Origin of the sequence: Terribacillus halophilus (assembly GCF_900162685.1) — a bacterium.
Taxonomy (GTDB): domain Bacteria; phylum Bacillota; class Bacilli; order Bacillales; family Amphibacillaceae; genus Terribacillus; species Terribacillus halophilus_A.
On record NZ_LT727828.1, the window covers coordinates 1,848,413 to 1,871,440 of the forward strand.

Annotated in this window: 25 protein-coding genes; 5 read left to right on the forward strand and 20 right to left on the reverse strand. The window is 41.6% G+C overall.

Annotated elements, in window-relative coordinates:
- Nucleotides 1-53: 53 nt before the first annotated feature.
- Nucleotides 54-1,682, reverse strand: a complete 1,629-nt coding sequence (locus tag B1K52_RS14000; RefSeq protein WP_077309262.1) for a catalase — start codon at nt 1,680-1,682, stop codon at nt 54-56.
- Nucleotides 1,683-2,171: 489 nt separating this feature from the next.
- On the opposite strand from B1K52_RS14000, the gene B1K52_RS14005 reads away from it, so the two are divergent.
- The gene (locus B1K52_RS14005) at nt 2,172-2,474 is read left to right on the forward strand and encodes a hypothetical protein (protein WP_077309264.1); all 303 of its coding nucleotides are present in this window, start codon (nt 2,172-2,174) and stop codon (nt 2,472-2,474) included.
- Between the two features lie 157 nt (nt 2,475-2,631).
- Here B1K52_RS14005 and B1K52_RS14010 read toward each other — a convergent pair whose 3' ends face one another.
- The 10 genes from B1K52_RS14010 to B1K52_RS14055 form a co-directional block, all read right to left on the reverse strand.
- A complete protein-coding gene (locus B1K52_RS14010; protein ID WP_077309266.1) occupies nt 2,632-2,880 on the reverse strand; it encodes a DUF3923 family protein in 249 nt (82 codons plus the stop codon).
- 343 nt (nt 2,881-3,223) lie between these two features.
- Nucleotides 3,224-3,562: a DUF1048 domain-containing protein gene (locus tag B1K52_RS14015; protein ID WP_077309268.1), complete on the reverse strand. Its 339-nt coding sequence runs from the start codon at nt 3,560-3,562 to the stop codon at nt 3,224-3,226.
- Nucleotides 3,549-3,902: a PadR family transcriptional regulator gene (locus B1K52_RS14020; protein ID WP_077309270.1), complete on the reverse strand. Its 354-nt coding sequence runs from the start codon at nt 3,900-3,902 to the stop codon at nt 3,549-3,551. The genes B1K52_RS14015 and B1K52_RS14020 overlap by 14 nt, the downstream gene beginning before the upstream one ends.
- Nucleotides 3,903-4,051: 149 nt before the next feature.
- Nucleotides 4,052-4,702: a bifunctional phosphoribosyl-AMP cyclohydrolase/phosphoribosyl-ATP diphosphatase HisIE gene (gene hisIE / locus B1K52_RS14025; RefSeq protein ID WP_077309272.1), complete on the reverse strand. Its 651-nt coding sequence runs from the start codon at nt 4,700-4,702 to the stop codon at nt 4,052-4,054.
- Entirely contained in the window at nt 4,692-5,450 is a 759-nt protein-coding gene (hisF, locus tag B1K52_RS14030) for an imidazole glycerol phosphate synthase subunit HisF (protein WP_077309275.1), read from the reverse strand. Before hisF ends, hisIE begins: the two co-directional genes overlap by 11 nt.
- Nucleotides 5,447-6,070 carry an imidazole glycerol phosphate synthase subunit HisH gene (hisH, locus tag B1K52_RS14035; RefSeq protein ID WP_077309277.1) on the reverse strand — a complete coding sequence of 208 codons (624 nt, stop codon included), beginning with the start codon at nt 6,068-6,070 and terminating at the stop codon, nt 5,447-5,449. The genes hisF and hisH overlap by 4 nt, the downstream gene beginning before the upstream one ends.
- The gene (hisB, locus tag B1K52_RS14040; protein WP_077309279.1) at nt 6,067-6,654 is read right to left on the reverse strand and encodes an imidazoleglycerol-phosphate dehydratase HisB; all 588 of its coding nucleotides are present in this window, start codon (nt 6,652-6,654) and stop codon (nt 6,067-6,069) included. The genes hisH and hisB overlap by 4 nt, the downstream gene beginning before the upstream one ends.
- Before the next feature lie 15 nt (nt 6,655-6,669).
- Nucleotides 6,670-7,950, reverse strand: a complete 1,281-nt coding sequence (gene hisD / locus B1K52_RS14045) for a histidinol dehydrogenase (protein WP_373022652.1) — start codon at nt 7,948-7,950, stop codon at nt 6,670-6,672.
- Entirely contained in the window at nt 7,944-8,564 is a 621-nt protein-coding gene (hisG, locus tag B1K52_RS14050; protein WP_077309283.1) for an ATP phosphoribosyltransferase, read from the reverse strand. The genes hisD and hisG overlap by 7 nt, the downstream gene beginning before the upstream one ends.
- Nucleotides 8,561-9,679, reverse strand: a complete 1,119-nt coding sequence (locus B1K52_RS14055) for an ATP phosphoribosyltransferase regulatory subunit (RefSeq protein WP_077309285.1) — start codon at nt 9,677-9,679, stop codon at nt 8,561-8,563. Before B1K52_RS14055 ends, hisG begins: the two co-directional genes overlap by 4 nt.
- A gap of 120 nt (nt 9,680-9,799) precedes the next feature.
- Here B1K52_RS14055 and hisJ point away from each other — a divergent pair, with 120 nt between their 5' ends.
- The 3 genes from hisJ (at nt 9,800) to B1K52_RS14075 (ending at nt 12,691) form a co-directional block, all read left to right on the forward strand.
- Nucleotides 9,800-10,621: a histidinol-phosphatase HisJ gene (hisJ, locus tag B1K52_RS14060; RefSeq protein WP_077309287.1), complete on the forward strand. Its 822-nt coding sequence runs from the start codon at nt 9,800-9,802 to the stop codon at nt 10,619-10,621.
- A 398-nt stretch (nt 10,622-11,019) separates the two neighbouring features.
- On the forward strand, nt 11,020-11,682 hold the full coding sequence (locus tag B1K52_RS14065; protein WP_077309289.1) for a hypothetical protein: 663 nt from the start codon (nt 11,020-11,022) through the stop codon (nt 11,680-11,682).
- Nucleotides 11,683-12,184: 502 nt separating this feature from the next.
- Entirely contained in the window at nt 12,185-12,691 is a 507-nt protein-coding gene (locus B1K52_RS14075; protein WP_077310609.1) for a DUF6141 family protein, read from the forward strand.
- Nucleotides 12,692-12,794: 103 nt separating this feature from the next.
- Here B1K52_RS14075 and B1K52_RS14080 read toward each other — a convergent pair whose 3' ends face one another.
- The 8 genes from B1K52_RS14080 to B1K52_RS14115 all read right to left on the reverse strand — a co-directional run bounded on the left by B1K52_RS14080 (nt 12,795) and on the right by B1K52_RS14115 (nt 21,194).
- The gene (locus B1K52_RS14080) at nt 12,795-13,376 is read right to left on the reverse strand and encodes a histidine phosphatase family protein (RefSeq protein WP_077309293.1); all 582 of its coding nucleotides are present in this window, start codon (nt 13,374-13,376) and stop codon (nt 12,795-12,797) included.
- A 29-nt stretch (nt 13,377-13,405) separates the two neighbouring features.
- Entirely contained in the window at nt 13,406-13,846 is a 441-nt protein-coding gene (locus tag B1K52_RS14085; protein WP_077309295.1) for a PH domain-containing protein, read from the reverse strand.
- An 80-nt stretch (nt 13,847-13,926) separates the two neighbouring features.
- Entirely contained in the window at nt 13,927-14,214 is a 288-nt protein-coding gene (locus B1K52_RS14090) for a YfzA family protein (RefSeq protein ID WP_077309297.1), read from the reverse strand.
- A gap of 194 nt (nt 14,215-14,408) precedes the next feature.
- Nucleotides 14,409-15,041, reverse strand: a complete 633-nt coding sequence (locus tag B1K52_RS14095; RefSeq protein ID WP_077309299.1) for an FAD-dependent oxidoreductase — start codon at nt 15,039-15,041, stop codon at nt 14,409-14,411.
- Entirely contained in the window at nt 15,001-16,092 is a 1,092-nt protein-coding gene (locus B1K52_RS14100) for an NAD(P)/FAD-dependent oxidoreductase (RefSeq protein WP_077309301.1), read from the reverse strand. The genes B1K52_RS14095 and B1K52_RS14100 overlap by 41 nt, the downstream gene beginning before the upstream one ends.
- A gap of 59 nt (nt 16,093-16,151) precedes the next feature.
- Complete coding sequence (locus tag B1K52_RS14105) at nt 16,152-19,715, reverse strand: dynamin family protein (RefSeq protein ID WP_179106563.1); 3,564 nt, start codon at nt 19,713-19,715, stop codon at nt 16,152-16,154.
- Between the two features lie 89 nt (nt 19,716-19,804).
- A complete protein-coding gene (locus B1K52_RS14110; protein WP_077309305.1) occupies nt 19,805-20,851 on the reverse strand; it encodes a C45 family autoproteolytic acyltransferase/hydrolase in 1,047 nt (348 codons plus the stop codon).
- 73 nt (nt 20,852-20,924) lie between these two features.
- Nucleotides 20,925-21,194: a hypothetical protein gene (locus B1K52_RS14115; RefSeq protein WP_077309307.1), complete on the reverse strand. Its 270-nt coding sequence runs from the start codon at nt 21,192-21,194 to the stop codon at nt 20,925-20,927.
- Between the two features lie 313 nt (nt 21,195-21,507).
- Here B1K52_RS14115 and B1K52_RS14120 point away from each other — a divergent pair, with 313 nt between their 5' ends.
- Nucleotides 21,508-22,077: a DUF6434 domain-containing protein gene (locus B1K52_RS14120; protein ID WP_077309309.1), complete on the forward strand. Its 570-nt coding sequence runs from the start codon at nt 21,508-21,510 to the stop codon at nt 22,075-22,077.
- Between the two features lie 300 nt (nt 22,078-22,377).
- Here B1K52_RS14120 and B1K52_RS14130 read toward each other — a convergent pair whose 3' ends face one another.
- Complete coding sequence (locus B1K52_RS14130; RefSeq protein WP_077309313.1) at nt 22,378-23,004, reverse strand: PepSY domain-containing protein; 627 nt, start codon at nt 23,002-23,004, stop codon at nt 22,378-22,380.
- Nucleotides 23,005-23,028 lie beyond the last annotated feature (24 nt).

Below are 23,028 nucleotides of genomic sequence, written 5' to 3' on the forward strand. Positions count from 1 at the left end.
TTATACGCACAAAAAAAGTCGCCAAGATTGGCGACTTTATCTGAATTACCTACTTAATAACGATCTGATTCTCGACTTTCTTCCACTGCATCTTCTGTTGCTTCGTTTGCAGATAAGGAACCTTGTCCAAACTTTGTTTTTCCTGATTCTCGTCCTGGAAGTTGGTCTTCCTGATTATTTTCCTTGATTTCTTTTAATTTTGCTTCAATGCCTTCCTTCACACGACGGCCGTATTCTTCATCTGCTTGCGTGAAGTGTTCGACCATGGCATCTTGAATAGATTTATCACATACTGCTAATGCGTCAGAAAGGTTATTGATCAATTCCTCCCGCTCCCAATCCTCTAAACTACGGTATGTTTCTCCTGCCTGACCGTAATTGTTAGGACGATCAATTGGTGCGGTCATTGCTGCTGCATTATACGTCGGACGGTGTGGTACACGTTCTTCTTTAGCTTCCTGATAACCGCCAAGCATGGATGGTTCATAATTGATATGTGGGTTATCGCCAGATTCTTGTGAATCACGTGTATCCATTTGGCCACGATGCTGATTGGTGCGTACAGGGGCTTTCGGTGCATTAACCGGCAGTTTCAAATAGTTTGCTCCTACTCGGTAGCGTTGTGTATCGGAATAGGAGAAAGTACGACCTTGTAACATCTTATCGTCTGAGAAGTCCATTCCGTCAACAAGAACTCCTGTACCAAAGGCAGCTTGCTCAATTTCTGCGTGATAATCGACTGGATTCCGGTCTAGAACCATGCGCCCAACTGGCAGCCATGGGAATTTATCTTCCGGCCATAGTTTTGTATCATCCAAAGGATCGAAGTCAAGTTCTTCGTGGTAGCTATCTTCCATGATTTGTACAAAAAGCTCCCATTCCGGGTATTCGCCGCGCTCGATTGACTCGTATAAATCCTGTGTAGCATGGCTCGTATTTTTCCCTTGAATGTAAGTTGCTTCTTCTTGGGTCAGATTTCGGATGCCTTGCTTCGGTTCCCAGTGGTATTTCACTAGGACAGCCTCACCTTTTTCATTTACCCATTTGTACGTATTCACGCCGGAACCTTGCATATGGCGGTAGGTTGCTGGTATGCCATATGGGGAAAACAAAAATGTAATCATATGCGTTGCCTCTGGCGTACGTGAAACAAAGTCAAACATACGCTGCGGGTTGGGCACATTTGATACTGGGTCAGCTTTAAATGCATGAATCATATCAGGAAACTTCATCGCATCACGGATAAAGAAAATTTTAAGGTTGTTCCCTACCAAGTCCCAATTCCCATCTTCTGTATACATCTTCACCGCAAATCCACGCGGATCTCGATCTGTTTCCGGGGAATCCTTCGAGCCAGCTACTGTTGAAAAACGAACCATTAAAGGTGTCTTCTTACCAGCGCCTGAAAATACTTTAGCGCGTGTGTACTTTTCTACAGGTTCGTCCCCTACTTTTCCGTACGTTTCAAAATAACCAAAGGCACCAGCTCCTCTAGCATGTACAACCCGTTCAGGTACCTCTTCTCGATCGAAATGGGAGATTTTTTCAATAAAATGATAATTCTCAAGTGTTGCCGGTCCACGGTCACCAATTGTACGGATATTCTGATTATCCTTAACAGGATGACCCTGCCTAGTAGTTAACGTTTTTCTCTCAACATTCTTATTTTTATCTTCAGCCAAATTGGAGTACCTCCTTAAGTATCTCAAAAAGATTCTTATATTCGTTACAAATTGTTTCCCGAATTTCATTTGATTTAAACTCTAATTCTGCACTTTTTCTTTTATAACTCAATGCTGTTTCTTTCACTGGATGTACAAAGAAACTTAACACCTATCACATCTTTTCTCAGGAGATACAGTTGTCAAAGTCATTAATCAAAGGGTATATAGCAGCTCCCCATCTTTGAATTAGAAAAAGACTTTTCGTGCATTAAAAGAACCTTTCAACATATCGAGGCTCGTCCACATTTAGTCTTCTCACCAAAAAGGTTGCTATTCAGCTTATCCATTTGCTAAATTAAAGTAGTTAGAATAATTGGCATACAATTCCACAGGTGCTACTGTTAAACAATACATAATTGAGTGTTTTTCTCTATAAAGCATTCTAAGACAATCATGCAACTGTTCGCTTCTCTACTTGTTACATCTCAATCAGAAGGGTGATTAGGTATGAAGTATATGGCATTAATTGGCGGTATTCTTGGCCTGCTTGTTTCGCTTGTAGCTCAACTATTTGCCGTTATTGATGATTCCTACACGTTTGGGAATATAGGTTTTTTAGGTATGCTTAGTGGAATCATCGCAGTAATTAGCTCCTTCTTTGTCACTAAAAAACCAATTATGAGCGGCTGGTTACTTATTCTGACTTCAATTACAGGCGTTTATGCACTTTCTTTTCTTTATTTAATTCCTAGCACGATGACACTTTTAGCGGGTGTGTATACGTTAGGCAGAAAAAATCAAAATTCATAAGTATATTAACCCTAAACGAGCCATAATCTGTTTTAAAAAACAAAAGTAAAGCCAAGGAAATGTCCTAGGCTTTACTTTTGTTTCTCAATAATAGTCAATCATCTTTTGATAATGCTATCACACTATGCACAATTACGTTATTAGTGATTCTGATTCATTAGCGTCCTACAAAGTTCTCTTTTTTATTTTTCGCAACCACGAGATTAATTATCATCCAAATAATTTGTACAGCCAATGGGATTATAAATACTAAAGTTAGGATGATAAAGCTAATCATTTTTGTTTCATAAGTTTGTTCAAATCCGGCTGCATCCACACTTCTGGTCCAAACAAATACTGAAATTGTAATAAAACCTATAAGAAAAATTGCATTAATAATCCACCAAGCAATCCAAGATACTTTCATAAGTATCACCCTCATTTATATGGTTTTTTTTACCATATCATGAATTTATAAAATTGAACACCCTGTTTCCAGAGCCAGTAAACGATGACTGAATAACTTTGAATTACTCTATCTTAATTCTGCCACCAGCTTTGCTTCTTCTTGGTTGCATATTCGCTTGGCCCCACTAGAAAAATATTTATATCGCGGTTTACTAATACTTTTATTCAGAAAAAACACAAGTAAAAGGGCGAATAGATGCCATTAAAAAGTATGTTCTAAGCTCCAATTGATTAATTTCTTGTGTATCTTTACCAGCGAGTGTTGTGCTGGTAAAAAATCACCCGTTTACATGGTTAATTACTTAGTTGCCATTAATCGTAGCATTCAATTTTGTACGATACTTGTCTCTCCAAGTTTTCGAATCTTTTACTAACTCATCGCAAAATCCAGCCACATCCTCACCTGTGAGTTCAGTAACACTTTTGCCATTCGCTGCACCTTCCTCAAAAAGATCGAGAATACCACCAAAGATTCTTAAATTGTCATTCCAATCTGTGAGGCTACCGGAGCTCCACATATATTTTTTGATAGCGTTGTACGCTTTGCTGTACTCACTTGGAAGAAAGTTTGCGCGCTCCTCCATTGCTTTCCATTTCCGCTTTCCATCTATATTTCCAATAATTTTATTAAGAATATTCATTGTAATCCTCCTTTGGTTGTTTTCTTGTTTTGAGTTCATCAATTTTATTCGAAACAAAACGCCACTTTTCCCAAAAAGTAACAAGATGCTGCTGACCTGCTGCATTTAAGGTGTAAAATTTTCTAGGTGGCCCCATAGTAGAGGGCTTTTTCTCGATGTTCACCAAATTATTTTTCTCAAGTCGCATCGTAATCGTATAAACGGTGCCTTCCACCACATCTGTGAAGCCTAGCTCGCGCAGCTGTTGTGTGATTTCATATCCGTACGTTTCGCCACGACTGATGATCTCAAGCACACATCCCTCAAGCAAGCCTTTCAGCATTTCTGTAATATTCTCCAAGAATTTCTCCCCCGTTAGTATTCCATTCTTTCGTTTTGAAAAGCCTAGTATTTACACCTTAGTATTAAGTAATACTAAGTACCGGTATATAGTAATACTTAATACCATCTCTTGTCAATAGCCCCTCACATCTAACCAAAAAAAGAGCGTCACCACTCTTCAATCGGCGGACGCTCTCCTTTATTGTTACCTTTCTTTTGAAAACGACGTGCTAGTTCTGCTTCGACTTCCTGCAAGCTCACGTCTTGATTGGCGAGCAAAACGAAGCTGTGATACAGTAAGTCACTGACTTCATTGACTAATTCTTCTGCATCATTATTTTTTGCAGCGATAACGACTTCCCCTGCTTCTTCGATTACTTTTTTGCCGATTTTATCGACGCCTTTTTGGTACAGGTAGTTGGTATACGATTTTTCAACGGGATGTTTTTTTCGATCTTCTGCTTCTTCCATTACAGTGTGGAATATACTCGTTTCTTCAAATGTTTCTCCAGTAATTGACGTCTCGTTATAGAAACAGCTCACTTCTCCTGTGTGGCAGGCTGGTCCTTCCGGTATGACACTAATGAGGATGGTGTCCTGATCACAGTCTAGTTTCATATCGACGACTTGCTGGGTGTTACCGGATGTTGCTCCCTTGTTCCATAGCGCTTCTCTTGAGCGGGAATAGAACCAAGTTTGTTTTGTTTTAACTGTCTTCTCGTATGCTTCTTCATTCATATAAGCAAGCATAAGCACTTGCTTTGTCTGGCTGTCCTGCACGATAGCTGGGACAAGTCCTTTTGTAAAATCAGGCTTCACGGATGCGCACTCCTTCCTGTTGGCAACTTTGTTTCACTTCTTCAATGCTGAATGTTTTATCATGGAAAATGGAAGCAGCAAGCGCTGCTGATACATCTGTTTTTTGGAATACTTCGGTTATGTGATCAGGACTGCCACAGCCTCCTGACGCGATGACGGGAATACGAACTTTTTCCACGATTGCTTTGGTAAGCGGCAAGTCATAACCTGTTTTCACACCATCTGCATCCATGCTAGTCAGCAGAATTTCTCCTGCACCTCTTGCTTCTGCTTCCTTCGCCCATTCGATTGCATCGATACCAGTATCTTTACGTCCGCCGTGCGTGACAACGTGCCAGCCGTCGTCAAAACGTTTTGCATCAATAGCAACCACGATACATTGGGAACCGAACCTCTTTGCTCCTTGGGTGATCAACGCTGGATTGGCGACTGCCGCTGAATTAACTGCTACTTTATCGGCTCCAGCTTGCAGCATTGTCTTCATATCTTCAATCGTACGAACGCCGCCTCCAACTGTGAATGGTACAAACACATGCAGTGCTGTCTGACGCACAATATCCATCATTGTTGCTCGTCCTTCATGTGTTGCGGAAATGTCGAGAAAGACAATCTCGTCGGCGCCGCTTTTCGAATAAGCTGCTGCCATTGCCACTGGGTCTCCTAATTCACGCAGGGAAACGAAATTTGTCCCTTTAACAACTGTTCCTTCCTTTACATCCAAGCATGGAATGATACGTTTGGCGATCATTTGCTTTCCTCCTTGCGCACAGCCTGCTGGCTGCTTTCAAACACACTTTGCAGCAATAGCTGTCCCACTTTTTCACTTTTCTCTGGGTGAAATTGAATACCGCATATTGTACCTTTTTGTACAATAGCCGGGATTTGAGTGCCGTATTCTGTACTGGCGACAATGTATGCTGCTGGTGTATAGGCTTGATAGCTGTGCACGAAGTAAACATGCTTTCCTTGATGATCAGAATAAATTGGGAAGTTATCGCTCACTTCTAGTGCATTCCAGCCGATATGAGGAAGCAGATGCTCTGTTTCTATTTTGGCAACTGTTCCAGGCAGGAGGCCGAGTCCCGCCGTTTCCCCATGCTCAAAGCCTTTTTCAAATAGCAGCTGCATCCCGACACAAATGCCGATAAACGGTTTGCGAGATGCTAAATCAAGGAGCAAACCGCGAAGATTCCGTCGCTCGATTTCTTCCATCGCAGCACGAAATGATCCAACTCCGGGCAGAATAATATGTGTTGCTTGTTCAAATTCTTCTTTCTTATCCGTCAGAATCGTTTCATATCCTAGCTGCTTACAAGCATTGGCCACACTAGCCACATTACCAACACCGTAATCGACGATTGCAATCATTCAATCAGCCCTTTCGTACTGTTGACACCTTTAATAGCAGGGTTCACTTGAATGGCAATCGCTAACGACTGGCCAAGCGCTTTGAACAGGGATTCTGCTTTGTGATGTGTGTTGGAACCGTAATGAACCTTGGCGTGAAGTGTCACACCTGCATGTACAGAGAAAGCTTGGAAAAATTCCCGCACAAGCTCTGTATCAAAGTTTCCGAGTTTTGGATTTTCAAACAGTGCATCGAAAACTAAGAAAGGCCGGCCGCTGATATCTAGCGCGACGAATCCTAATGTCTCATCCATCGGTACAAAAGCATGTCCGTATCGGTTTATACCTTCTTTGCTGCCAAGTGCTTCTTTTATCAGCTGTCCGAGTACAATGCCGGTGTCTTCCACTGTATGGTGGCTGTCAATATGTAAATCCCCCTCTGCTTCCACTACTAAGCCGATTCTGGCATGACTTGCGAACAGCGTAAGCATATGATCGAAGAAACCGACTCCTGTATTGATGGAGATATTGCTGTTATCATCTAAATTAATTTGCATATTGATCGAAGTTTCAAACGTTTTGCGTGCTTTTTCGGCTTTGCGCATCGTACTTCCCCCTGTCTATTCCTTGAACCGGATGTTAATCGATTCTCCGTGCCCTGCCAGCTGCTCCTCTTCTGTTAACTGAACAACACTTTCTTGGCTTTGTTTTAGTGCTTGTTTATCGTAGTATGTGTACGTTGTTTTTTTTATAAAATCATCCACGCTAAGGCCGGATGAAAATCTAGCTGTGCCATTTGTCGGCAGCACATGGTTCGTTCCGCCGTAATAGTCGCCTAATGCTGTCGGGGCATAAGAACCTAAGAAAACGGAACCAGCATGTTTAATTTTACCTAGCTGTGCTTGTGGATTGCTTGTTTGTACTTCCAAATGTTCTGGTGCAAAGCTATTGGATAATGCAAAACTTTCCTCCAGCGAATCTGTCCGGACAATGGCGCTGTTCCCGTTGAGTGCTTCTTGGGCGATAGCTTTGCGCGGCAGCTTCTCAAGCTGACTTTCCAGCTCACGTTCTACTGATTGGATAAGCACCTCGCTGTTTGTCAAAAGCACAACCCTGGCATTTTCATCGTGTTCAGCTTGTGCTAACAGATCTGCCGCAACAAACGCAGGATCAGCTGTTTCATCCGCAATAATGGCAACTTCAGATGGTCCAGCAATCATATCGATTCCCACCTGTCCAAACACAAGCATTTTAGCTGCAGCCACATAAGCATTGCCAGGTCCGACTATCTTATCGACTGGCGCAATTGTTTCTGTGCCATAAGCTAAAGCCCCGATTGCTTGAGCACCGCCAATTTTATAAATCTTATCTACGCCAGCAATCTCTGCTGCAGCAACAAGTACTGGCGCAATAGCTCCGTTATCTTTCACTGGTGTCACCATAATAATTTCCTGAACGCCTGCCAGACGAGCTGGTATAGCATTCATTAAAATCGTGGATGGGTATACTGCTTTGCCCCCAGGTACATAAATACCTATTCGCTCCATCGGCAGCACGATCTGTCCCAACTGTTTGCCGTCTTCTGCAGTCATAATACGAGAAGGCGACGCTTGTTTCTCATGAAATGCTCGAATATTCGCAGCTGCTTTTTGTAAAGCAGCCATTGTTTCTGGGGCGACTTTTGTCTTGGCATCTTGGATTTCTGCTTCTGTTACAAGCAGCTGATTCGCAGTTGTACTGTCAAATTTTGCAGTGTACTTTCGAACAGCTTCATCTTTGTTCAAGCGAACATCCTGCAAAATAGCCGAAACCGTCTGCAGCACTTCTGCATCAAAACCGCTGTCTGAATTGCGAGTGCAAAACTGTTCCAGAAATTGCGCACTAGTCAGTCTCTTCATGATGTGCTCACTTCTTCCTGCAAAATTGTTAAGTAAGGCTGCAATATATCACGTTTCATCTTTAAGGAAGAACGATTGGCAATTACTCTGGCAGTAAAGTATTGAATATCCTCGATAACTTCTAATCCGTTTTCCTTCAACGTAGTGCCAGTTTCCACGATATCAACAATTGCATCCGCCAATCCGAGCAGCGGAGCCAATTCCACGGATCCTTCCAGCTTAATAATATCGACTGATTCGCCTTTATCTAGGTAAAATTGCTTTGTTATATTTGTGTATTTGCTGGCAATTCTTTTCTTCCGGTCAGGCCAAACCTTCTCTTCTTCGGCAGCAACCGCCATTTTGCAAGCGCCAAATGGAAGCGGAAAAAGATTAAACACATCTGGCTGAAACTCCGCAATGATATCTTCGCCAACTACACCAAGATCGGCAATGCCATGCTCCACGTACGTGGTCACGTCAACGCCTTTTGCGAAGAAATAGATAGCTTGATCTGTCTCCACACTCAATTTGCGCCCTTTTTCCACAAGTGGTGTACTATCTATTGCGCGCTCCTCCAAATAAGCAAGGAATTGTTTCTCAACACGACCTTTCGTTAACGCAATAACTGGTTTCATTTCGCCTTCACCTCATATTCTTCACCGTTTCGAACTAGCTGAAAGACTTGATCATATGATTCTGCCGTTTCATCGGTTCTTACATCTACGACAGCATGTGGGAACTTATCACGCAGTTTTTCCGCAGCAATCAAACCTTGTTCGTCTGTCAGCAGGCAAACTTTTTCACGCTTGGCTGCTGCTGGAATCGCTGCTGCGAGCACATCCATATCAAATGCCAATCCGACAGCGCTCATTCTGCCGCCAAACTGTTCATACAGCTCATCATATCTGCCTCCAGAAAAGCACTCTGCTCCGTTTGTAGCCAGAAATCCGCGGAACATTGCGCCATTATAGTAAGGAAGCTGTTTTACACGGCCAAGATCGACAATAACGTCCTGCCCAAGCTCTTGTAACGATGCTGCCAGCTGCTGCAGTTCTTGAATGACAGCAAGCAGCTTCGGTTTCTCTGCCCATTCCTGCTCGTATTTAGATAAAATAGCGGTTCCGCCGAAAGCATCGGCCAGATCAGCAACCGCTGCCGCTGTTTGTTTGCTTCCCGTTTCGTTAATCAGCCGATACACTTCATCTTTTCGTTTGTCATGCATAGCCTGCCTTACTTGTGAAGCTTTTTCTTCATCCAATTCTAAAGAGGTGATAAACGTTTCAAAGATCTCTGTATGACCAAGTTCAATGCTGTAACCCTCCACACCGAGCTCTCGCAAGAAACGAACTGCAGTGAACAGACTTTCATATTCCCCGTAAAGTCCTGGTGTCCGAATAATCTCAATCCCTGCTTGATGACTTTCAACGCCATTGTGGTCTTTTCGAAACACGGAACCCGCGTAAGCCCATTTCTGCTGCTTTGACTGCTGATTAGATAAAGCTCTTGCTACAGCGATTGTCCAATCAGGTCGCAGTACTTCAATCTCTCCTTCTTCATCAAACCATTTGAGCATCTTTTTCAGTGTCATGCCAGCGTACGAATTGGTGAAAGTATTGCTATATTCAATGACAGGTGTTTCAATCGCTTGATAATTCCGCAAATTCACAACAGACTGGAACGTTTCATATATAGCAACGCGATTGGTAAGCTGTTTGCCAGTCAAATCACGACTTCCTGCAGGTAAGAACATCTCAAACCCTCCGATTCTATCTTTATCATTCTACCACTTTACCAAAGTAAAGGATTTCTGTTGATTTGAATTTAACATAATGAGATACTAACGTCAATACATAACGAAAGGAGCAAACATATGATTGGAGATTTTCATGTACACACCCAATATTGCCAGCACGGATCTGCTGATAATATGGAGGCTTATGTCCTGCAGGCAATAGAAAAAGGAATGACTCATCTATCTTTCACCGAACACGCTCCGCTTCCGGGCACCTTTACGGACCCCGCTCCCCAGCAAGACAGCACCATGGATCGGGATAAAGTGGAAGCTTATTTAAAAGAAGGACAAGATCTGCAGAAGCAGTATGAGCAAGATTTGCAAATTAACATTGGATTTGAAGTTGATTATATCCAAGGTTATGAGCACGAAACAAAACAGTTTCTTGATATGTATGGAGCCGAAATAGATGACAGTATCCTCTCTGTTCACATGCTGCAAGCCCCAGATAAATCATTTTTCTGTATTGATATTAGTGAAGAAGCATTTGGTCGTGCAGCAAAAGCATTTGGCGGACTGGCATCACTCTATAAAGCTTATTATGACAGTTTGCAAGCGTCTGTTGAAGCAGAACTTGGCAGATTTAAGCCAAAACGTATCGGCCATATTACGTTAATTCAAAAATTCCAACTCGCTTACCCCCAACCTGCCGACTTTTGGGCAGAACAACGGCAGCTGTTAGCATTGATGAAAGAGAACGGTTACGAACTGGACGTTAATACGGCCGGGCTGTTCAAGCCATTATGTAAAGAAGTTTATCCATCAGTCCGCCTTATTCAACACGCTGTAGCACTTGGAATCCCACTCGTTCCTGGATCTGACAGTCATGCGGCCGCAGGAATTGGAAAAGGTTTTGAGGAATTGAAGGCTTATCCTTTGCAGCTACCGCAAACAATATAGTAAATGATAAAACAATAGCTGTGCTAAACAAATTCTAGCACAGCTATTGTTATCTAGTATAAAGCAAGTGACTACTTTAACAGTAAAAGTATGTTGTTTACCAATGAGATGGCCTCTCTAAATAAACAGGCAGCTTCGTCTTATTATTTCCTTTTGCAGAGTTTAAAGCAAATGAGCGAACTGTCTTTACATTCTTCTGGCGTACTCTTTTTCAACCCCTTCCTTCTCCTAAACCATATAATAATAGCAATCTATCACCTATAAATTTCACTATAAAATTACATTTAAGAAAATTTTTGTCTGCAGCGAATCCCCGAAAATCTCATCTCCGCTTCCTTTATATGGTACAATTGGATATAGTGTAAGTGCTAGTTTTGAGAACGAAAGGAAAGAATCATATGAAAAAGCAAACAATCATCACTTACTGCTATGCTGCCTTATTCGTATTATTAATGTTACTGACTGGGTGTGCGAATGGTGAAAATACGCAGACAGACGCAAAGGAGCTATCAGAACCTGACACGAGTTCAAATGATATTACGACAGATGATTCTTCCGTTAATTCTTTAGAGGAATCCGAAGCCAGTACTAAAGAGACTATTGAGCACCAAAAACAAGATAGCAATTCAGATCAAGCATATGAAAATGAGAATTTGTTAGCGGGATACTCCGATGAAGAAATTGAATATGCCCGCATCTGGCTGCAGCTCGGACCGAATCAGCAAATCGACGAATTGAATGTTACGCATATCCCAGCAGGCACACCGCTGGATCCTGAATATTTTCCAGTTGTGAACTATCCAGAAGATGTAACCCAGCTGAGCGGTTCTCGCATAGGAGATGGAAGCGTCACGTATAGTAGTAATGGAGATGGTACCATTAATGTTTATAACGTTCCTCTAAATGATCGTTGGTATGGAGGCTTTTCTCCACCAGAAAATATAGACGAAGCTGCAATGCGTGAAGAATTTGATCGTATTATCGCTAACACGAAGCATGTGTACGTTGATCCAGGAGACGATGAAGCAGTTAAAAGGCTAATTGAATTAATCAATCAATAAAAGTGCTCGACTATAAGGCAATAAGGATAAATTGTAAGGAGGAATGATTTGTTTCATTCCTTTTAGAGCTCAATAGTTATTTTTGAAGTTGTTTTTTCATCAGACTAAGGATGTGAGGATATTTGAAAAATTATACCCTTCCCTTTCTTTTCTCTATTCTATCCCCCCTTTTATCACTAATAGCAGTAGCTTTATTGGATATATATATCAATGTAGTACCGCCAAGTGTAGACCATGCAAGAGAAGTCATGAACATTCTAATAGTTGTGCTCTTAATAAATCCTCTTATCGGACTTGTATGTTCTTTCTTTATTAAAAAGAAAAAGTTTAAAATTCTTCTAGTAATTATTAATTTGATATTCTCGATCCTCTTTGTGATACCTATGATACTTTTATCTGCCTTTATTTATGGAGAAGCTTCATTTGCTCCCTAAAGCATACGATAGCGTTTAAATTATGAAGAAGTAACACATCAGATATTCCTATCAAAGGAGTGTACACTATAAAAACGAGAACCTTACTATACAAGGAAGTCCAAAGACCCCAGCCTTTTATTTGGTTAGTCTTCTTGTCCCTTGCCGCCCTTATGTGGTATAGCTTTATTTACCAAATTTTGCTTGGAAATCAGTTTGGAAGCAAACCCGCATCGGATGCTACTGTGATTGTATTTTGGGTTATATTAGGAGTCGCTTTCCCTTTGATTCTGTTAAAATGGACGAAGCTGATCGTTGAAGTTCATGAGGATGGTTTATACATTCGTTTTATGCCGTTTCATTTGCAATATAAGAAGTTTTTATACAAAGACATAAAAGACTGCAAATCAATCAAATTCAGCCCGCTCACTCGTTTTGGCGGCTGGGGATTTCGTGTAAATTTCAAAGGAGAAACGGGGTATATATCAAGCGGAAAGCAGGGCATTGAACTAACGTTGAAATATCAAACTGTCGTGATAAGCGCAACCAATCCGGATGAACTAATAAAAGCAATGGACATAAAAAATGTTTTATAATTAGGTAAGTATCTATTTTAGGTACTTACCTTTCTGAACCAGTGAGTAAAATCTAAACTATGAAAATCTTTATACACAGGATTATTTGTTCAGCTATTGTCAATTAGTTATCAGCTTCTATATCCCACATCCTCTGCACATTTACGAATTCTTTTCCCATAAATTCCATCTTATAAATATCCGGTTTTGACGTGCTATGTAAAAACTCTAATCCATAGTTACTGTCGAAATAGCCCATCAACAATGTCATTACAGCTCCGTGGGTACCTATTACGACTTTCTTACCCTGATAATTATCTAACAGTTCTAACAAGACACTTATCGCTCTCTTCTGACAATCAGCGTTAGATTCTCCTCCCTTTAAAGTGTAATTAGAATCCATAAATGACTTTTCCAGTAAAGGAATTAATTCATCATCTGCAACTCGATTCTCTTCAGAGGAGAAACTTCTTTCCTTTAAATCTTCATACACAAGAACTTCTTTGTTAATTTGTTGTGCTAACGCTTGAACAGTTAAAATAGAACGTATATATGGACTTGATGCAACAACATCTATTCCTTCATCTGCTAATATTGCCGTGACTCTTTGCGCATCTAAGTAACCGTTCTCTGTTAACCCTCTTGTTCTTTCATTTCTATTCTTTGGTGAATCCCCGTGTCTCACCATATAAATAAAAGTTTGCATAGCTACCCCCATCGTCACTTTCGTTTTGTTTATTCACTAATACGCACGTGCGGACATCGTTTTTTTAACTCACTGATAAATTCTCTTTTTAGTTCTGGAGCTATTTTCACACTTCCAGATATACCTGTTTTGTAGCATATTTCCAATGCATCTCTTGATGACAATACTCGATAACCTGTAAATATATCTTTCGTCGGATCAACTCTTGTTATTTCCTTGTAGGGAATACGACTTCTGAATGGTCCGCCTTTTACTATTAATTCATTCTCACAAAAAACATATTTAGCAGAGAAAGCTGGCCATACAATAAGGCCCACCATAAGGAAAAATGACGAGATTAAAATTAGAACTACTACCCAATTGACTCCCTCCATAAAAACGAGTGGCCAAAAACATGATAAAGCAATAATAGCCAATATTATTAAAATGAAATTCACAAAAAAAGCATCCACTTTGGAGCGGAAAATCATATGCGTCACCTCCTAACTGCATTTGAGGTTTCATACTAAAAAAGTGGAATCATTATGATTATTCAAAAGCGCTTGGTGGGCTAGTTTCTGTTGGGAATAATACGAACAACGATGTCTTTAATCAAGGTAAATACAATGTGAAGCACTGCCAGGAAACTAATAATCTTGAAATAAGGGTTCTCATACAAAGTGATATATTCCGTAAACAGCTGTGTGTTTACTACTTTTTGTGCAAAATTACCCATTAGGTTTAGGTTCGGTTCCAGAAATGTGTCATCAATAATGATAAATATTGTCTGCATAATAAAGAAGCCAATTGTCCATTTCTTTGTTAAACTTACGCGACCTTTCTTGTTACTTCTGTTCATTTAATTCGAAACCTCCTTCCCTTCGCCTGGTTCAAGTAAATCATATCATGCACAAACCATAATTTGTAAGTTAATAACATGTTTTATTAATTGATATTTGTTCACTTATTTACGAAATGTTCATCATTAAGTTTCAGCAAATAGACACAGCAAAAAAGACTGCCAGGAAAACCTAGCAGTCTCTTCATCTTGTCTTATTCTCTATCCAAGTCCCGCACGGCTGGACCTTCTACTACTTCTCCGACAGCTGTAAATCGTGAGCCGTGACAAGAGCAATCCCAAGTATGATCCGCATCATTCCAAGCAACGGGGCAGCCATTATGGGTGCAGGCTGCATTCATTTCATGCAGCTCGCCTGCTTCATCTCTGTAATAAGCCATTGTTTGACCGTCTTTCTCCAAAAGAGCGCCTTTTCCGTTGGGCAGATCATCCGGCTGGACAACCGTTTCATTACTGATTCGTTCAACGTCATCTTCCCCAAAACTAGCAGCTCCTGCTTCTTCCATGTCACGGCCGATCTTATATAGATCAGCAAACACATTTTCTTTCCCATCAATCAAGTCCGCTAGCAAGGTCGCAGCTGCTACACCGTTGGATAAGCCCCATTTACCGAAACCGGTGGCGGTATAAACACCTGGTGCTTCATCACTCACTTTCCCGACAAATGGCAGCTGGTCGGTTGTGAGAAGATCATGGCTTGACCAATGCTCATACAGCTCTTCTACTCCGAACTGTTCGTCGGCAAATTGATAGATTCTTTCATAGAGATCAAGTACCGAAGTACCATCAANCGAAACCGGTGGCGGTATAAACACCTGGTGCTTCATCACTCACTTTCCCGACAAATGGCAGCTGGTCGGTTGTGAGAAGATCATGGCTTGACCAATGCTCATACAGCTCTTCTACTCCGAACTGTTCGTCGGCAAATTGATAGATTCTTTCATAGCGATCAAGTACCGAAGTACCATCACCTGTCACATGCGATTCACCGCCGACCAGCACAAAGTGGTCTTCACCTTTTTTTAAGCTGCGAATGGATCGTTTTGGTGACTCGAGACTAATGTACATGCCTTTTGGATAAGGCTTTTTCGACTTAATTGCAATGCCGTATGAGTTTTTTGGATTCATATTGGAGGAAAAGTATTTATTCTCAAGCTCCAATGGAAAATGTGTAGCACTTACAACGTTATTCGCTGTAATGGAATAGCCGCTTTCTGTGTGAACAACTGGACGGTCTTCGGTATCAAAGGATACAGCCAAGCTGTGTTCGTAGATGCTTCCCCCGCGCAGCTCAATCTCTTTCAAAAGCCCGACCAAGTATTTTACCGGATGAAATTGCGCTTGCTGACGCATAACAGCTGCTGCTTTAATCGGTATATCAAGCGGCAGTTTATCGGTTAAATAACCGTCAATTTGCAGCTTGCGATACGCCTCGACTTCTTTCTCAATTGTTTCTGTACCTTCATCCAGCTGCGTATAAATATATGCGTCTTGCTCTTCAAATTCACAATCGATACCATGCTCTGCTGCTGTATCTTTTACGTAGTTGATGGCTTGCAAATTGGCTTGAAAGTATTGCTTAGCTGTTTCCTCACCATATCGCTCAATTAAGCCGTGATAAATAATATCATGCTGTGCTGTCAGCTTACTTGTTGTATAACCAGTAGTTCCGGATATAAGCTCTCGTCCTTCAATTAAAACGACACTGCGGCCACGTTTTGTCAGTTCATAAGCTGTTGTAATACCAGCAATCCCAGCACCTATTACCAATACATCTGTATCCAAATCTTTCTCAAGCGCAGGATATGACGGCATATCCGTGGAATTTCGCCAGTAAGATGATGGTTTATCCGAAAATAACTTTTTTGTTTGCTCCATAACTGCTAACCTCCTGGACTATTGCCTTTTGGTTATACAGTAACCTTATTTGCTAGCTATCAAACTTCTGTATGCAGCAGCGAACGAAAAATGGCAAGCGCTTGCTGAAGCTTTTGTTTAGAAGAGGTGTCTGTCAATGCTCTCAGCATGCCGCTATAATACCCTGCTAGCTGCTCACCAGCCTGCTTTTGCAGCCGCTTTTCTTCCGCTTGCCATATTTGGCTGTAGTGTTGTTCCATAGCAACAGTATAGTCTTTCAGAATATCCGTCAGCATTGCATCCAGCAGCTTTAATAGTTCTTCTTTTACCTTTTCTTTTTCGTTTCCTTGGAAAAATGCCTTTGCTCCTCGGTATAGCTTTTGCAATCGTACTATATCTGTTTTCTGGAACATGAGCTGTTTTTCAGGCGGCGTTGTTTCAGGAAGCTTGTTCTCGGCTGCACCAGCAACCGTTAGCGCTTCATTGAATTCCTGTACCGTTTGTTCCGCTCCAATTCGCCAGCGCTCCAACTGCTCCCGGACAGTCCTGTCGACGCGGATGGTAACTGCTCGATACTCCTGTTCCAGCTGCAATCGAATCTGATGGGAAAATTCCGTAATTTGACGGCCGACTTCCTCTCTGCCTGAAGCACCGCTGTTTTTAATACGAGAAGGATTGAAACATTGCTTGAATAGATCATTTGCTTCCAGCAGCTGTCTCTCTTTTACAAAGTGTAGCTGCTTTTCAATGCGCTGGCTGATAGCTTGTTTGAATATTGGCTGTGTATACGTTTTAGCTGTGCCCAGTACTTTCTTCTGCTCCACTTCGTATTGACGGACTTTTTCTTGCTTGGATTCTTCATCCAAGTCCATTGCATCCGCAAAAGCACGCAGTTGGTTATATTGTCTTTGCAGTTCTTTGCCCGCACTATCGATGATTACATCCGTCAGCTCATGACGAATGAAGCTGTTTAACTCTTGTTCAAGTTTTCCTAGCCCAGAATCCAGCTGTTGGGCTGATTGTTTCTCCTGTATGCCTAGTAAACTGCTTAAAGCAAAGAGTCGCGGCTGACGGATTTGGTAGGTTGCCAGATTTTCTGCGACATAATTGGTAACATAGTCTTTTTCCGCTTCATCCTTTGCTAAGTCACTGGCGTTGACAATAAAGAACATATTGTCCTTCTCCAGAGCACCTTTCACTTTTCCTAATTGCTGCAATACTTGTTCGTCTGCTTTGGAGAAAGCATGATTGTAATACGTAACGAACAATATAGCATCCGCGTGCTTCATGAATTGGAATGTAACATCCGTGTGGCGTGCATTAACAGAGTCAGCTCCAGGTGTGTCAATTAGCGTTACGCCTTGCTTTAGAAACGCATTGTCCAAATAAACTGTAATTTGTTCAATAAAACAACTTAATGATTCTTTTGTGACGTGCTCGCTGAACTGTTCAAATGGGAGCTCCCCTTCAGAGCCTAGCTGTGTTTGGACAAAATGGTAACCAGATTGGACGGCTTGCAGAAAGGATTGATGTCTTCTGTCTTTCGCCAAATCAGATGGATTTTCTGTCAAAAACGTTTCCATGTCGAGCTGTTTTCCGCTAAGACTTTCAATGTCTGCCTTGATGTGATCTTGTGATTTCCATTTGACAATGACGGTTTGGTGCGGATGCGTCTTTGTCGCCTGTTTCAGCATATTAATGGAGGCTGTTGTTGGATTTGGCGATACTGGCAGCAGACTCTCCCCAAGCAATGCATTCGCAAATGAAGATTTTCCTGCGCTGAAAGCACCAAATAAAACGAGTGTATAATCCTGATGTGTCAATTTTTCTTTTCTATTCTTTAGATCTTCAATAGCAGATTGAAAACCTTCCACTTCCGTGAGGGCAGCTGCAGCTATTTCAAGATGCAGTGCCATTTCTTCGGGTAGCAACTTTAATCCCAAGTCTTTCTGCATCTGCTTTTCGTGCTCAAGTTCAACTGGTTTAGCAGCTGCTTCATTAAACAAAAGATCTGTGTTGTTTTTTACTTCAAATCTGTTTGCTATTGCTTGCTGCGCCTGGTCGATTGTTTCTGTTGCCATACGGTCCTCTGTTCGATGTATGGCCGCAGATAATTCTTCGAAAGCAAGCTGAAGCTCATTCATTTTTTGCTGGATACGTTCATTCTCTGCTGCTTTTTGTTTATCCAGCTTTTCCAGCTGTTCTGCTTGTTCAAAAGCATTATCTGTCGTAGCGATAGCCGCTTCCACTACTTGCAAAGCAGCTTTTTTATACGCTAGCTTAATATGGTCCTGAACAGCCGCTGTGTAAACAAGTGTATAGGTTCCGTTCATACTTGCACCTTGCTGGATATGCTGCTCCAGCAGGTCAGCTGGCAAGTATGCTTTGAAATCCTGCAGCTGCTTTTGCACCGATTCGGTATACACATCATGCTGAGTGGCCCATTCAATCAGTTTGTCACGCAAACGCCAGATCAGCTGCTTTTCGATTTGTTTTTGGATATGCTCCTCTGTCTCAGCACGGCGTCGCTCCCTTTCTTCTGCTGTTTTTCGCTTACTGTTAAAAAGTCCGATTTTAAAGTCTGGGAACGTGGATTCTAGGTATTTCTCTGCGGATTCGCGCACTTCAAAAGGCATTAAATTCGCATTTTTAAGCGTCTGCTGGATGGTTTCCCGTCCATTCTCCTCTGCTGCTTTCTGTTTGTTTCGCCAATTAGCAGCTTCACTTGTAGCATCATCATTTAATTCATGAAGCTGTTCTTCCAGCGCTTCTTTTTCTTCGTCTGCTTGTTGTTTTGCTTCATTCAGATATTCCTGAATTAGCCGCTGCCTGCCCCGCTCAAGACCTGCTTTATGCAGCTGATCTTTCTCGGTAAGCAGCTGCTGCATCTTTTGCTTTACATCAATCAGCTGATTGTACTTATGGGCTGGATTTTTTAATGTGGTATAAAAGATGTTTTCGGGCGTAATCTGCCATTGTTGGAATACAGTCTGCACGCCATTCTGAAAATCTGTCCAAGGCAGCTCTTCGTCACGATGTTTATCTATTTGGTTAATAATCAGATAAAACGGCTGCTGCTGTGCTGAAAGCTCTTGCAAAAACAATAGATTCACTTCTGATTGCACATGATTATAATCCGTTACATAAAACATACTGTCCACCAGATGCAATGCCGATTCGGTCATAAACCGATCCGCATCATCACTGGCATCTATGCCAGGAGTGTCCATCAATGCAAGTTGCTCTGGAAGTCCGGTTTCATTATCTTGTATAGCAATTTTGCGAATATCTTTATTCCGACAATACGTATCAAGCGTTTCCTTTCGGTAAGGAGCCGGCAAGTTATATTTTACTTCATCCGATCCATACGCAACTACTTGCGGTGGCCCTTGTTGGATTGTTACAATATTGGCGCTTGTCGGGATTGGACTGGCTGGCAGTACTTGGCTGCCGAGCAGCGCGTTAATAAGGGAGCTTTTCCCAGCAGAAAAATGGCCCGTAAAACAAATAAAAGCTGTATGATTTTCCGCTTTCTCGACTAAATCAAGTGTTTTTCTGCTAAACTGCGCTTCGTTTTTTGCTTCGAAAAATTGATACAATGCCGACAGACTGAACAAGTCCTTTGTTTCTGCTGTACGCCGCATAGATGACCCCTCCTTGTATGTATGCGCATTCATATATTTTATTATAAAACAGGAAAACCGCACTTACCATTGTAAATGCGGTTTTCTGTTTATTCTCCCATATACGGAATACGAACATCGGTCTCCAATTCGCCTGTGAATTGGCTGATTGACAAGTCGTTTCCTTTTAGCCAGCTAGCAAAATCTATGTCGGTTGGCTCTTGATGACCGATAGCAAAAGCCATCTTTAATTCCTTTGGTTTGTAAACGGACGTATGAATCGTGCCTGCCCAGTTGCGATAGCTGTCGGAAAAAACATCATAGCCCGGGTCATTCAAAAGATGGAAACCTTCGTTTGCATTCATATTTTCTTTATGTTGTTCTTGAATAATATCCATTCGACGTTCACTATCGACAAGATAATGTCGGTTTTCTTTCGTCAGCACATCAAAATGATTCGTACTATAATGCGCTTTTTTCACAGCCGTTCCACGCGGACTGCCCTCTATTACGCGGCGCGTTCCAGCTGCATCGTTTAGAACATAGTTAAACGAATGCCGATGCGGCATTTCTGTCAGCTTTTCTGCCGCCTCTTCTGTAGTAGAAGATGTTTCTAATACGATCCGTGCCAGCATGTTGCAAATAAAGCCTTCCTCAGCAAACCGCTGATGCACAAAATTATATCCAATCGTCAATCCTTTCTCGTTCATCCCATCAATGCGGCCAAGAATCCGCTGAGAAGGTCCGATTGTAGCAAAGTACTCTTTATCTGCCGGCTGGAACAAAACGAAACGGCCTTCATACGTTTTTGGATGATAATCGTAATTACGGGCAAGAAAATCATTTCCAGTAACAATGGAGCAGCCGGAATTGATTCGGTATTCTTGCTGAAAACCGCTGTAATCCATCAATGTCTCTTCAATGGAAAGGCCAAGCGCATCACTCAATCCTGTCAGCTCTTCATAAATGCCAGGGTGGTAGCTGCGGAACATACGAAAAGCGTCCGCTGCAGCTACGGTGTAACGACGGCGGTTCCGCTGTTTCTGCTTTTGCTGATAAGCGTATAAAGGTGTATCTTTTAAACGTTCCCCTTGCATAAGGCCAAAGTCGTAATGCGATCCTCTAAAGGTGAACACGCTTGATTGTATTTGTTTCATAAGAGAACCCTTCTTTTTTCTATAGTGTCCTTCTATTATCCAATACAATACAGGGCCGAGGGAAATGATATGCTTAACCCTCCTCCACTTTACAAACTGTAAGCTGCATCGGATAAGACTCCAGAACACTAGTAAATATCACAGAAATCTCATCGCCATTTTCAACTGCAGGCGGTATGACAGCATCCTTTAGTACGTATTGTGTTTTTTCTTCAGACACAAGAAGATATTGTTCATCTTCTTGTGTATCCAGATAGCCAGTCATTACTTGATGGCATTCTTCTAGTGTAGGTTTAGCCGGGGCACAGCCTGCCAACAACATAGCTAAAAGCAAAACAGCCATGTACTTCACTTTTCTTTACCGTCTCGTCTTGGCAAATAAGCCGAAAGAGGCTTCCCTCAGCTCCACACCCCAGCCAGCCCTATGATTCCCAACGCAAGCCACACAAAGAAACGCTGCTCCAAAAAAAAGCATGCCGGAGATCATACCATACAAGACAACAATTGAGCTTAGTATCCGCACAATCCTGCTCCTTTCTTTTACTAACTGTTTATATCAGTTTTTTTATGTAAATTATTTCTAGATTGCTATTGATGAAAGGGAACAAATGTTCTAAAATAAAGAAAAGAAACTGATGAAGGTGGTATAGTTTGAGATGAGGCCAGAACTTACGAAAGATATAACTATTCAAGAGTTTCGAGATTATTACTGGTTAAAAGAAGAACTGCAGCACTTCTGCAGAGAACATGCTATTAGTGCTTCCGGTTCAAAGATGGAGATTGCCGACAGAATTGAAGTATTTCTTATAACCGGAGAAATTAAAAAACCAATCCGAAAGACGACAAAAGTTAAGCAACAGGCGCCTCAAGCGGCATTAAGTCTTGAGACAATTATTATGGACAATCACCGCTGCAGCCAAGAAGTCCGCGCATTTTTTAAGTCAGTTATTCCTAAGTTTCATTTTTCCACTTACATACAGAATTACTTTAAAACCAATGTTGGCAAAACGTATCAAGATGTTGTCGATGCGTGGAATGAGGAGGATGCACGTAAGCAAAGTCCCTTATATAAGAAAAATATTGCGCCCCAGTTTGAGTACAACCGCTTTATTCGTGACTTTTTTGCTGATCCGAAAAATCGTGAGAAAAGCCGCCAGGATGCTATAGAAGCTTGGAATGATATCAAAAAACTTCCAGGAAGTAATGCATACAAGTCAGCAAACTAGCGCTACCATGTACTTGCAAACCTTTAATGGTGGTCTTCACGATTGTTAAAGCAATTTTCACAAATAAAGATGCCCTCTTTCTTTAAGAATGCAATTATTTCTGTCATTCCCTTACGCCTTGGATATTGCATTTTTACATAGATAAGGTCACCAGCATTAATCTCATTACCACAATTCGAACACGCAGGCTTTTTCCCAAACATCGTCTACACCGCCTAATTTTATTCTTCATGTCTATACGATACAATCTATCAAAAGTTCCTAAAAGAGGACACAAAAAAGAAGCAGCGGCAAGCTGCTTCAATCATCTTCTCTATCGTATGTGATAGTAATAATTTCTCCGGATTGTGCATTGATAACAACATCTGCTTCGTCATCAGCTGTTTGGAGTTCCAATTCATAAACTGGCAGTCCGTCTTCTTCGTCAAACTCCGATTCTGTAACGCTGCCGCCTACTTCGTCAGTAGCAATCTTGATTGCTTCATCCATTGTAATCTTCACTTCAGCTTGTGATGCTTGTTTTTGTGGAGGTGTGGTATTTTTGTCAGCAGGCTGTTTCGTATCCGTTTCTGAACTATCTTCCTGCTGCTTGTCATCAGCAGAATCTTCGCCTTTCTCCGTAACTTCTGGCATTAATGTGGATTGTATATTACTTTCCTTCAAGTTAATTACCTCTCCGGTATTACCGTTTAAAGTCAGGTCATACCGTGTTTCTCCATTTTCCAAATCAATTTCATATCGTGGTTCACTGCCGCTTCGGTCTAATTCAATTTCAGTAACAGTGGCACTATATTGTTTTTCTGCCTGTTGACGCGCTTGATCAATTGTCATTTCCGGTTCTCCAGCAGATGCTTGCATCCGATAAAGACCAAAGACAGCAACAACAAGCACGGCAATTGTGACAGGAATTATCCATCTTTTCTTCACTCTGATCGCCTCCAGATAGGATTC